This window comes from Mangrovibacterium lignilyticum, from assembly GCF_010882175.1.
In the GTDB taxonomy this organism is placed as follows: domain Bacteria; phylum Bacteroidota; class Bacteroidia; order Bacteroidales; family Prolixibacteraceae; genus Mangrovibacterium; species Mangrovibacterium lignilyticum.
This window is the reverse complement of record NZ_WKLH01000002.1, coordinates 1030792-1042382: the sequence shown is the minus strand read 5'-3', so window position 1 is coordinate 1042382 and position 11591 is coordinate 1030792. Positions and strand designations below refer to the sequence as shown.

Annotated in this window: 11 protein-coding genes; 8 read left to right on the top strand and 3 right to left on the bottom strand. The window is 42.5% G+C overall.

What is annotated here, in order from left to right; translation table 11 throughout:
* Positions 1-110 precede the first annotated feature (110 nt).
* Together GJV22_RS11380 and GJV22_RS11375 are read left to right on the top strand one after the other, a co-directional pair.
* Complete coding sequence (locus GJV22_RS11380; protein WP_163713192.1) at positions 111-485, top strand: hypothetical protein; 375 nt, start codon at positions 111-113, stop codon at positions 483-485.
* Positions 486-595: 110 nt separating this feature from the next.
* Positions 596-1030, top strand: a complete 435-nt coding sequence (locus GJV22_RS11375; protein ID WP_163713190.1) for a DUF5606 family protein — start codon at positions 596-598, stop codon at positions 1028-1030.
* 31 nt (positions 1031-1061) lie between these two features.
* Here the strand turns inward: GJV22_RS11375 and GJV22_RS11370 are convergent, their stop codons facing one another.
* The gene (locus GJV22_RS11370; RefSeq protein WP_238480317.1) at positions 1062-1637 is read right to left on the bottom strand and encodes a 3'-5' exonuclease; all 576 of its coding nucleotides are present in this window, start codon (positions 1635-1637) and stop codon (positions 1062-1064) included.
* A gap of 127 nt (positions 1638-1764) precedes the next feature.
* Here GJV22_RS11370 and GJV22_RS11365 point away from each other — a divergent pair, with 127 nt between their 5' ends.
* The 6 genes from GJV22_RS11365 to GJV22_RS11340 all read left to right on the top strand — a co-directional run bounded on the left by GJV22_RS11365 (position 1765) and on the right by GJV22_RS11340 (position 9180).
* The gene (locus GJV22_RS11365; RefSeq protein WP_163713187.1) at positions 1765-3027 is read left to right on the top strand and encodes an OmpA family protein; all 1263 of its coding nucleotides are present in this window, start codon (positions 1765-1767) and stop codon (positions 3025-3027) included.
* A gap of 105 nt (positions 3028-3132) precedes the next feature.
* Positions 3133-4935: an arginine--tRNA ligase gene (gene argS, locus GJV22_RS11360; protein ID WP_238480316.1), complete on the top strand. Its 1803-nt coding sequence runs from the start codon at positions 3133-3135 to the stop codon at positions 4933-4935.
* A 549-nt stretch (positions 4936-5484) separates the two neighbouring features.
* Entirely contained in the window at positions 5485-6813 is a 1329-nt protein-coding gene (gene ffh / locus GJV22_RS11355; protein WP_163713186.1) for a signal recognition particle protein, read from the top strand.
* A gap of 20 nt (positions 6814-6833) precedes the next feature.
* Complete coding sequence (gene folD, locus GJV22_RS11350) at positions 6834-7709, top strand: bifunctional methylenetetrahydrofolate dehydrogenase/methenyltetrahydrofolate cyclohydrolase FolD (protein WP_163713183.1); 876 nt, start codon at positions 6834-6836, stop codon at positions 7707-7709.
* Positions 7710-7801: 92 nt separating this feature from the next.
* Entirely contained in the window at positions 7802-8617 is an 816-nt protein-coding gene (locus tag GJV22_RS11345; RefSeq protein WP_163713180.1) for a M48 family metallopeptidase, read from the top strand.
* Between the two features lie 116 nt (positions 8618-8733).
* A complete protein-coding gene (locus GJV22_RS11340) occupies positions 8734-9180 on the top strand; it encodes a DUF3276 family protein (RefSeq protein WP_163713177.1) in 447 nt (148 codons plus the stop codon).
* A gap of 68 nt (positions 9181-9248) precedes the next feature.
* Here GJV22_RS11340 and hemE read toward each other — a convergent pair whose 3' ends face one another.
* Positions 9249-10280 (bottom strand): uroporphyrinogen decarboxylase, encoded by a 1032-nt coding sequence (gene hemE, locus GJV22_RS11335; protein ID WP_163713174.1) that lies wholly within the window; start codon positions 10278-10280, stop codon positions 9249-9251.
* Between the two features lie 19 nt (positions 10281-10299).
* Positions 10300-11589, bottom strand: a complete 1290-nt coding sequence (hemL, locus tag GJV22_RS11330) for a glutamate-1-semialdehyde 2,1-aminomutase (RefSeq protein ID WP_163713170.1) — start codon at positions 11587-11589, stop codon at positions 10300-10302.
* Positions 11590-11591 lie beyond the last annotated feature (2 nt).

The window sequence follows — 11591 nt, the reverse complement described above, 5'->3', positions numbered from 1 at the left end:
AATTATCGATGTCTTATGCTGTGGAATATAGTCTGTTTTGTTAACTAAGTGACTTGAGTGTTGTGTGATCCCAGCTTGGAAGTCGTAACTTATGCTGAAAAAAGCCGAAAATGGAACAATTAGATTGGATTGGTGTTCTCAAACGCCGGTATAAAGCAAGTGGCTGGAGTATTCAAAAAGTGGCGGGCAAAACCGGGATGACTTACTCAGGCGTTTGGCAGTTGTTAAAACGGAACGATGTGCGCCTGCAACGGCTGGTAAACTTGTCGGAAGCATTTCAGTACAATTTTTTGCGCGAGTTGGCCGAGCAGTTACCCTATAGCGAGCCCGAATACCGGAAGGAACCGGCCGAAATACCTGTGGCTGAAACTTCGGAGGCCGATAAGCGTGTCATGGAGGAGCTGGCGGGCCGGGTCAAAGAACTGGAACTGGAGTTGAGGGTGCTGAAAGAGGCCATTGTGCTGATGCGGGGGCCGGTGGCGTGATCACAGCCCCGGAAAAAGGCGGCAGGGGAGTCGTAGTTTTCAGATCGCATCTTTCCGATCCTTTCGGAATATTATTATCTTCGCCTCCGTTAAAAAAATGAAAACAGATTATGTTGAAAGGTATATTATCAATTTCAGGGCAACCGGGTCTATTTAAGCTGGTTGCAGAAGCAAAAAACAGTATCATTGTCGAATCGTTGCTGACCGGCAAACGTCAACCGGCTTATTCAACCGCTAAAATCAGTTCGCTGGAAGATATCGCTATTTTTACCCAAACCGGCGAGGTAGCCTTGAAAGAGGTGCTGAAGACGATTGCGGAAAAAGAAAACGGCGCTGAAGTTGGCAAACTGGACGGCAAAGCATTGAAAGCATATTTTGCTGAAGTACTGCCGGATTACGATGAAGATCGGGTGTATACTTCGGATATGAAAAAAGTGATTCAGTGGTATAATCTTCTTTTGACAAACGAGTTATTGAATTTTGACGAAGAAGCTGACGAGGAAGTCGAAGCAGAAGTTGAAGCAAGCAACGACGAAGAAAAATAAGACAAGGCCATGCAACAGCATGGCTTTTTTGTTAAAATAGTTTTTTCTGGAAGGCCTCGCCGTTCCCCGAACCATTGATGTGTTTTTGCAGGATCATCTCGAAAAGCTGCACGGTTGCCAACGCATCGCCGGCAGCACGGTGCCTTCCGTCGATCCCGATATTCAGATCATCGCAAATCTTTCCTAAGGAGTACGAAGTATGGCCCGGCAAATATTTCCGGCTCAGTTTAACGGTGCACATGGTTTTCCGTTTGTACTCGTATCCCAAGCGTCTGAATTCCTCCTGTATGAATTTGTAGTCGAACGAAACATTGTGCGCGACGAAAATTGATCCGGCAGTCAGTTCAACGATCTTTTTAGCGATTTCATAAAACTTGGGCGCACCGGCAACCATATTATTGTCAATCCCGGTTAGTTCGGTAATGAAGTAGGGGATGTGACACTCCGGATTGACGAGGCTGGCGAATGAATCGACGACCTGAATACCGTTGTGCCGGTAAAGCGCGATCTCCGTTATTTTGCCGTCCTTATAACTCTGTCCTGTCGTTTCTATGTCGATGATTGTATACAACTGCTTCCCTGATTTCAGGCAAAAATAGGGAATCAAATTTTAACTTTTTAGGGATTTAAATTTTAAATCCAGATATTTTCAAAGATGTTGAACAAATTATCAATCAAATAAAATAAATTAGCGAAAATTCAGTTTTCAACATAGTAACCAATAATCTCTGTCTATGAAAAGACAAATTCTACTTTTTGCACTAAGTATGATCATATTATCTGTTTCTGCGCAAACTTCTGACCGTAAGTGGGCTGTAGGGATTGGATCCGGAGTATACGGTGCTTTGGGCGAAAATAGTCTGGGCTACATGCCAGAGCTTAGTGTTAGCCGTTATTTAAGTCCGTCTTTGGACGTTTTCTTTCTGCAAAACCTTGGGTTAGCAAATAACAAGATCGAAAGCAATCTTGATGTTGCCTTGAGTACGATTGGTGTTCGGTACAAATTATACAACGGAATGATTCTTCCGGAGAGCAGCATGCTGAAACCGTTTGTTTACGGAGGCCCTTCATATATTTCGGATAACAATCTTAATCGAATCAATTTTAACCTGGGGCTGGGCGTTAAATATCCAATTAAGCGTAATATTTCTTTGTATGCCCAGGCGGGATATGTCTTCGGTGCCAATGTGAAAGGATTTAGTGGAACCTATTCCGACGAGAATATGACATTTGAATATGTGGTGCCTGCTTACCGGGATGATTTATGGAAAGCAACTGTTGGCGTTGAAATTTCGATCGGTGGCTCCCGCGATTCTGACGGCGATGGTGTTCCGGATAAGAGAGATAAATGTCCGAAGACACCGCGCGATGTTTTTGTCGATGAACATGGGTGCCCGATAGATACCGATAATGACGGGGTAATTGATCACCTGGATGATTGCCCGACCGAAGCTGGTCCTGCATCAACCAAAGGCTGTCCGGATGAAGATGGAGATGGAATTGCCGACAAGGATGACGCTTGTCCGGATGTAAAAGGGAAAAAAGAATTTAACGGTTGTCCGGATCCGGAGGCTGAGAAAGAAGATGACGACATTAAACCGTCGGAAATGACCGCTGCTGAAGCTATCGAAAGCGGGAACACACGCGTGTTGGATATTAAAATCCGGCCGGTGTATTTTGTGGTCGATCAAAGCAACCTGACTGACTATTCAAAGAATAAAATTGCTAATATGGTTGAAATGCTGCTGAAAAATCCGGCTTACCTGGTTCGTTTGTGGGGTTACACAGATGATTTGGCCAGTGACGATTACAACCAAAAACTGTCGGAAAAGCGGGCTGAGTCGGTGATGCGCTTTATGACTAGTATGGGCTTCGACCGGTCGCGTATCGTGTCGACTAATGGTCTGGGCGAGGCAAACCCCGCCGCACCGAATGTTTCGGAACAAAACCGGCGCTTAAACCGTCGGGTTGAGTTCGAGATCTTTGTCGCCGAATAATTCACACAAAATCATAGTTTAAGCTCCACTGTCAGTGGGGCTTTTTTTATGCCTGTCAACCACCGATTAAGGGAGAATCTATTATCTTTGCCCATCCCTTAAAAAATGACAAACATGCTTATTGAACAAATAATTAAAGAGAAAATAGCGGAAGCTGTTCAGCAGCTTTACGGACAGGAGTTTGATTCACAAAAAGTGCAGGTTCAGAATACCCGCAAGGATGTTGAAGGTGATTTGACTGTTGTGGTTTTCCCTTTTCTGAGAATCTCTAAAAAGTCGCCCGAATTAACCGCAAGCGAGTTGGGACAATACCTGCAGGAGCAGGTAGAAGAGGTGGCTTCTTTTTCGGTGGTGAAAGGATTTTTGAATTTTACAATTTCAACTTCATATTGGATTAATCAGCTGGCTGAAGCTTTTAATGATAGTGAATTTGGTTTCACCAAAGCTATGGATGATTCACCGTTGGTAATGGTTGAGTATTCTTCGCCAAACACAAACAAGCCGCTACACCTGGGCCATATTCGCAACAATTTGCTTGGTTTTTCCCTAGGCGAAATGTTAAAAGCGAATGGTAAGAAGGTTGTAAAGACCAATATTGTGAACGACCGGGGGATCCATATTTGTAAGTCAATGTATGCCTGGCAACAATGGGGTGAAGGACAAACGCCTGAAAGTACAGGAATCAAGGGTGACCATCTTGTCGGTAATTTTTATGTGTTGTTCGATAAGCACTATAAGCAAGAGATTGAAGCGTTGATTAGCCAGGGCTTGTCAAAAGAAGAGGCTGAGCAAAAAGCTCCGTCGATTGTTGCTGCCCGCGAATTGTTGCTAAAATGGGAAGCCAAAGATCCGGAGACGATCGAACTTTGGTCGATGATGAACCAGTGGGTTTACGATGGATTTGATGTTACCTATAAAGAACTGGGCGTTGACTTCGATAAAATTTATTACGAATCGGAAACCTACCTTGAAGGGAAAGCTGAAGTGCTGAGAGGTTTGGAAGAAGGTGTTTTTGAACAGCGCGACGATAGTTCTGTTTGGGCCGATCTGGTAGAAGAAGGATTGGATCAGAAAATTCTGTTGCGTAGCGATGGTACTTCTGTGTATATGACACAGGATATTGGTACAGCCAAACTGCGCTTTAAAGACTTCGACATCGATAAAATGGTTTATGTGGTGGGGAACGAACAGAATTACCATTTCCAGGTACTGTCGATCTTGCTGGATAAATTAGGCTATAGCTGGGGAAAAGGTTTGCACCACTTCTCGTACGGAATGGTTGAATTACCGCATGGTAAAATGAAGTCGCGCGAAGGTACAGTTGTCGATGCTGACGATTTGATGGCCGGGATGATTGATGTGGCTCGCAAAACATCTGAGGAATTAGGTAAATTGGAGGGTTACAGCGAAGAAGAGGCCATGGAGACTTATAAGACAATTGCTTTGGGTGCTTTGAAGTACTTCATTTTGAAGGTGGATCCGAAGAAAAATATGCTTTTTAATCCGGAAGAATCTATCGATTTTAACGGTAACACAGGTCCGTTTATTCAATATACCTATGCCCGTATTCGGTCGGTATTAAGAAAAGCCGCGGATAAGGGAATTCATCCATCGATTAGTTTTGATGCATCATTACAGATTTCAGAAAAAGAAACTGAATTAATCAAAACAATATCGTTGTATCCTGTAGCGGTTGCCGAGGCTGCTGAAGCATACAGCCCCGCGGTAATCGCCAACTACGTTTATAACCTGGTAAAAGAATACAATCAATTCTACCACGATCATTCTATTTTGAATGAATCAGATGAACAAGTGGTGAACTTCAGATTAGTTTTATCGGCAAACGTCGCTAAGATTGTTAAGTCGGGTATGGGATTGATGGGAATTTCGGTTCCGGAACGGATGTAATCAATGTTGTGAAAATATAATGCTGTGGAGGGGAAGCTCAAACCACAGTTTTTTAGAAATAGATATAGAAGAAGACAGTTGGGAACAATTGTCTTTTTTTATGTTCTAGTGTGAAATATTCAAGAGTGGGAGAGACGGCAAATCGTAAAAAATGAAAAAAGAAAAGGGGGTCCGCTGACCCCCAAATTCTAGAAAATTGCGATTCGTGAAAAAGGGACTTTTTTAATCTGAATTAATAGTTTTTATTTAAGCTATTAACCCTTTTGTTCATTGAGGGTTTGGAAACGAATTGTTTCGATGAATAATTTCCTTGAGATTATAATTAGCAATAACTGTATATTGTCGATTAAAATACTCATTTCAATTATTTAAATCGGAAAGTGTCAATAGATACCACTCTATTTTTCTCTTTCGTTTCTTGCGCACTCGTCTTTTAATTCCGTTAAACAGAAAAAGGATACCCCCTAAAACAAAATATTTTTAAAAAATTCTTCTTCGTATTATTTTTGTACTTTTGCACGAGCTTTAAAAATCAATTGTACTTCTGCTATGTTTGAAAATCTTAATGAGAAGTTAGAACGGTCATTTAAACTGCTGAAGGGGCAGGGGAAAATTACCGAAATCAATGTTGCTGAAACATTAAAAGAAGTCAGAAGGGCCTTGTTGGACGCTGACGTCAACTTTAAAATTGCCAAATCGTTTACCGAAAAAGTAAAAGAAGAAGCACTGGGGCAAAATGTGCTAAATGCCGTTAAGCCCGGTGAGATGATGGTAAAGATTGTTCACGACGAATTAGCTACCTTAATGGGTGGAACTTCTGTCGAAGTGAATCTACAAGGCAATCCTACTGTTATTCTGATGGCCGGTTTGCAAGGTTCGGGTAAAACCACTTTCTCCGGGAAACTGGCAAAGTTCCTGAAGTCGAAAAAAGGCAAAAACCCATTGCTGGTTGCCTGCGACGTATACCGTCCTGCAGCGATCGACCAGTTGAAAGTTTTAGGTGAGCAAATCAATGTTCCTGTATATAGCGAACCCGGAAATTTGGATCCGGTTAAAATTGCGAAGGCTGCCATCAAGTCGGCAAAAGAAAATAATCAAAACCTGGTTATTGTCGATACTGCAGGTCGTTTAGCAATTGATGAGCAAATGATGAATGAGATCGCTGCTGTAAAAGACGCGATTAATCCTCATGAGATTTTGTTTGTGGTTGACTCTATGACCGGTCAGGATGCTGTGAATACTGCTAAAGAATTCAACGATCGTTTGGACTTTGATGGTGTGATTCTAACCAAATTGGATGGTGACACCCGTGGTGGTGCAGCGATCTCAATTCGTTCGGTTGTTGATAAGCCAATCAAGTTTGTTGGTACCGGCGAAAAACTCGAAGCGCTGGATGTGTTCCACCCGGAACGTATGGCCGACCGTATTTTGGGGATGGGTGATATCGTATCGTTGGTTGAACGTGCCCAGGAACAATTTGATGCAGATCAAGCGCGTCAGTTGCAGAAAAAACTGGCTAAAAATACCTTTAGCTTTAACGATTTCCTTTCTCAAATTCAGCAAATCAAAAAAATGGGTAACCTGAAAGATTTAGCTGCGATGATTCCAGGAATGGGAAAAGCATTGAAGGATATTGACATTGATGATGACGCTTTCAAGCACATTGAAGCCATTATTCATTCGATGACCCCTACAGAGCGCGATAATCCGGCTCTGCTGAATGGAACACGCCGTAAGCGAATTGCTGATGGTTCGGGAACCGATATACAAGAAGTAAATCGCCTGATCAAGCAATTTGACGAAACCCGTAAAATGATGCGTATGGTGTCGAGCGGGAAAAACATGCGTGGCATGATGGGAAATATGAAAAGACGTTAATCAGATTATAAATAATACGCATGCAATTAATTGACGGAAATAAAACTGCTAAGACAATCAAAGCAGAAATTGCTCTGGAAGTAAAGAAGATTATGGCAGACGGCGGTAAAGCGCCCCATTTGGCAGCTATTTTGGTTGGACACGATGGAGGTAGCGAAACTTATGTCGCTTACAAAATTAAAGATTGCGAAGAAGTTGGGTACAAGTCCAGTATGATTCGCTATGAAGATGATGTTACCGAAGCTGAGTTGTTGGCAAAAGTTGAAGAATTGAACAACGATGAAGATGTAGACGGTTTCATTGTTCAATTACCACTTCCAAAACATATTTCCGAACAAAAGATTATTGAAGCCATTGATCCGAAAAAAGACGTAGATGGTTTTCATCCAATCAACGTAGGACGTATGGTTATCGGGTTACCATGTTTTGTTTCGGCGACTCCCGACGGTATCGTTGAGCTAATTAAGCGTCACGGAATTGAAACATCGGGTAAAAATTGTGTAGTCGTTGGCCGCAGTAATATTGTTGGTCGTCCAATGAGTGTGCTGATGTCTCAAAAAGAGATGAATGCTACTGTTACTGTCGCTCACAGTCGCACAAAAAACCTGAAAGAATTGTGTGCAAGCGCCGATATCCTGATTGCAGCATTGGGTTCTCCCGGCTTTATTACCGCTGATATGGTGAAACCGGGTGCTGTGGTGATCGATGTTGGTACGACACGTGTCAAATCAACCGAAACTAAATCCGGTTGGAAACTGAGGGGGGATGTGGTATTTGATGAAGTTGCTGAGAAATGTGCATTCATCACACCTGTACCAGGAGGAGTAGGACCAATGACTCGTGTGTCTTTGTTGAAAAACACATTGTTAGCTGCTAAAAAGGAAATTTACAGCTAGAAAATACTTCATAGATATTAAGAAAGGTGACTGTTTGTAGTCACCTTTTTTCGTTTCAATTTGTTTATCTTAGACTATCAAAATTTAATACTATGAAAAGACGAATGATCCTGAGCTCTTTAGGGTTTGCAATTTTACTGACGATCTCGTTAGTCCTTCATTCATGTAAAACCGTGCCGTTGACCGGACGTAGCCAGTTGAGCCTCTATCCTGAGTCAGATATGGTTGCGATGAGTTTGAGCAATTACGACGAGTTTTTGAAAGAGAACAAACTTTCAACGAATAAAAAGCAAACAGATTTGATTAAAAATGTGGGAGCACGTGTCTCTGCTGCCGTGGAAAAATATTTAAAAGATAATGGGTTTGAAAGTTATCTCGGGAATTTTAACTGGGAGTTTAATCTGGTCGAGAGTGATGTTCCGAATGCTTGGTGCATGCCGGGAGGAAAAGTTGTTATTTATACCGGCATTTTGCCTTTCACACAAGACAAAAACGGACTGGCAGTAGTTATGGGGCACGAAATTGCCCATGCCGTTGCTCGTCACGGAAATGAACGAATGAGCCATGCCATGCTTGTCCAGATGGGGGGTGTTGCCTTAGCAACGGCCACACAGGAAAAACCCGAAGAAACACGGGCGATTTTTAATGCGGCTTACGGAGCAGGTACCCAAGTTGGTCTTATGCTGCCTTTTTCCAGAAAACACGAATACGAGGCCGATGAAATGGGCTTGATTTTTATGGCAATTGCGGGATATGATCCGCGTTCAGCAGTCGCCTTTTGGAAACGAATGTCTTCGAACGGGAGCGGAAACCCGGAATGGTTAAGTACACACCCGGTTGATGAGAACAGAATTGCAGCTTTAGAAAAATTAATGCCGAAAGCTTTACAATACTATCAAGGGCAATAAAGTGAACATTTGTTGGCTTATTTGGACCTGATCTGTTTATGAGCAGTTTTTTATAATTTTCAGAATATTTGTTTACTTTTGATAAACTAACGATTGACTAATCAAAAACAAATAAGATGGAAGGCTTTGAAAAGAATGAAGAATTGAACGAAGAAATGGATAGTAAATTCAGGCAGGAAATTTATTCAAAAGCTGTACGGGCCGGTAAAAGGACATATTTCTTCGATGTTAAATCCACAAGAAAAGACGAGTATTATTTAACGATCACCGAGAGTAAGAAACGATACGATCAAGATGGTAAGTTTCATTTTGAGAAACATAAAATTTTCCTGTATAAAGAGGATTTTGAAAAGTTCGCTGATGGCTTGAATGAAGTTGTCGATTTCATTGTTGGCAATCAACCATTGGAGTATTCTGAAGAAGATAATTTCGATCAGAAGGAAGAATACCAGGAAGAATTAGCCATTACTGATACCGTTGATTTGGATGAAGAAATCGGTGTTGATGAAGAGGAGATGGTAAAGAATTATACCGATGTCGAATTTGAAGATTTAAGTAACTAATAGAGTTCAACAAAAAAGAAAGAGGAAGTTTTAACTTCCTCTTTCTTTTTGCAATAACATTTGCTGATCTATTTTTTCCAGTCAACCGATTTAATCCAGTCGACTACAAATTTGGCATTTTCGTAAGGGATGTCTGGTAGGAATCCGTGCCCCAGGTTGAAGATCCAGTTCGGATGTTTTTGAAAGAATGGGATGTATTGTTCCAATCGTTCTTTTAGTTCTTCGGTGGTTCCGTAAAGGTAACGTGGATCCAGGTTGCCTTGTAACCCAACTTCTGGGTGAACTAATTCACGGGCATGGTCAATTGGCATTTGCCAATCGATGCTAACAAAATCAGCTAGCTCAGGTGTTACACATTTTAAGCCGGTGCCGATTCCTTTTGGAAAGAAAATAAACGGTGTCCCTGTTTCGCGGACTGCCGCACTGATCTTCTTCACGGCCGGCATAAACATCTCATTATACATTTCAATCGGTATCAGGTTGGCATGGGTTTCAAACAACTGAAAGGCTTCAATACCATGCTCAATTTGCTTTTTTGCGTAATGAGCCGATAAATCTGCAATCGCGTCAATCAGGCGTTGTGCTTCCTTTTTGTGTTGAAACAGGAATTTAATGGCATCAGGGAAGTTCGGATTCGAGCTAATACCCTGTACCATATAACACAAGGTGGTTAGCGGAGCACCGCAAAAACCAATTAATGGAATATTGGCCGGACGTTGACGAATGATTTCCTCAATATTGTTGTAGATATATTCGAGCTTTTCAGGAGCCGGTACCAAATGATCTGCCGGATTTTTCAGTCCTTTCAGAGGTTTGTTGAAAACCGGTCCGTGATCCGTAAATTCCAGTTCCATTCCCATCGCATTGGGGATGACCAAAATATCGGAGAACAAGATGGCAGCATCAACTCCAAGGTCGTGAATTGGCATCAGTGTAACTTCGGCCGCTAGCTTTGGATCTTCCATTAGCTCATGGAAGGTATAATTTTCCTTCAGCTTATTATAGTTTGGGAGTACCCTTCCCGCCTGGCGCATAAACCATACCGGTGGACGATCGGTTTGTTGCCCTTTTAATTTCTTTAAGAAGATTGAATCTTGCATGATAAGTTTGTTGATTGGTTTAGAGGCTTTTTAAGGCTTTTTCGTTGGCTTCAAGCAAATACTCCAGGTCTTCATCGGTATGTGCGTCAGAGACGAAGAAACATTCATATTGAGAAGGACCAAGATAGATGCCGCTTTCTAAAGATTTTTTGAAAAATTTGGCATAGCGGGGAGCATTGGATTTCATAGCCTGATCGAAAGATTTTACTTCTTTTTCTTCGGTGAAGAACAATGTCATCATAGATCCAATGCGGTTGATGATACCCGGAATACCAGCCTTTTCAAGATTCGCCATCAATCCGGCTTCAACTTTAGCTCCTTTTCGGTCCAGCTCTTTATAAATGGATGGATTATCATTCAGCGTTCGTAACATGACCGAACCGGCAGCCATTGCTAAGGGGTTTCCGGACAATGTTCCGGCTTGGTATACGGGTCCGTTGGGAGCCAGCATATCCATGATTTCTTTTGAACCACCGTAAGCGCCAACCGGCAATCCACCACCAATAATTTTACCAAGAGTTGTCAAATCTGGCATCACGCCAAAGTGTTTCTGCGCACCTCCGGCAGATAAGCGGAACCCGGTAATAACCTCATCGAAAATCAGTAAAGCCCCATATTGTTTGGTGATTTCACGAAGGCCTTTCAAAAAGTCTTCATTTGGAAGTACACAACCCATGTTACCGGCAACCGGCTCCACAATAACAGCAGCGATTTCTTCACCACGAGCTTCAAATAGCTCCTTAACGGAATCAAGGTTGTTGTATTCGGCTGTCAATGTATTTTGGGCTGAAGCTTTTGTTACACCCGGGCTGTCCGGCAGCCCCAGAGTAATTGCGCCCGAACCTGCTTTGATCAAAAAGCTGTCTGCATGACCGTGGTAGCAACCGGCGAATTTTATGACCAGGTCGCGTTTAGTGTAGCCGCGAGCCAACCGAAGAGCACTCATAGTCGCTTCAGTTCCGGAGTTGACCATCCGAACTTTTTCAACCGATGGAACCATTTCAGTGATCAGCTTGGCCATTTCAGTTTCAATCAATGTTGGCGCACCATAACTGGTTCCCAATTCGGCCGCTTTTTGCACTGCTTCAACAATTGCAGGATTGGCATGTCCTAAAATCAGCGGTCCCCAAGAGGAGACAAAATCAATATATTCGTTGTCATCGATGTCCCAAACACGGGCACCTTTTGCTTTTGCAATAAACAAGGGATCGGCCTGTACACTTTTGAAGGCACGAACGGGGGAGTTTACTCCACCGGGAATTAATTGTTTGGCTTCGTCAAAAGCCGATATACTTTTACTGTAATTCATAC

What these genes read in the sequence shown, in the direction of transcription:
- GJV22_RS11380 (WP_163713192.1), top strand. Translation starts at nt 111, where the DNA reads ATGGAACAATTAGATTGGATTGGTGTTCTCAAACGCCGGTATAAAGCA.
- GJV22_RS11375 (WP_163713190.1), top strand. Translation starts at nt 596, where the DNA reads ATGTTGAAAGGTATATTATCAATTTCAGGGCAACCGGGTCTATTTAAG.
- GJV22_RS11365 (WP_163713187.1), top strand. Translation starts at nt 1,765, where the DNA reads ATGAAAAGACAAATTCTACTTTTTGCACTAAGTATGATCATATTATCT.
- argS (WP_238480316.1), top strand. Translation starts at nt 3,133, where the DNA reads ATGACAAACATGCTTATTGAACAAATAATTAAAGAGAAAATAGCGGAA.
- ffh (WP_163713186.1), top strand. Translation starts at nt 5,485, where the DNA reads ATGTTTGAAAATCTTAATGAGAAGTTAGAACGGTCATTTAAACTGCTG.
- folD (WP_163713183.1), top strand. Translation starts at nt 6,834, where the DNA reads ATGCAATTAATTGACGGAAATAAAACTGCTAAGACAATCAAAGCAGAA.
- GJV22_RS11345 (WP_163713180.1), top strand. Translation starts at nt 7,802, where the DNA reads ATGAAAAGACGAATGATCCTGAGCTCTTTAGGGTTTGCAATTTTACTG.
- GJV22_RS11340 (WP_163713177.1), top strand. Translation starts at nt 8,734, where the DNA reads ATGGAAGGCTTTGAAAAGAATGAAGAATTGAACGAAGAAATGGATAGT.
- hemE (WP_163713174.1), bottom strand. Translation starts at nt 10,280, where the DNA reads ATGCAAGATTCAATCTTCTTAAAGAAATTAAAAGGGCAACAAACCGAT.
- hemL (WP_163713170.1), bottom strand. Translation starts at nt 11,589, where the DNA reads ATGAATTACAGTAAAAGTATATCGGCTTTTGACGAAGCCAAACAATTA.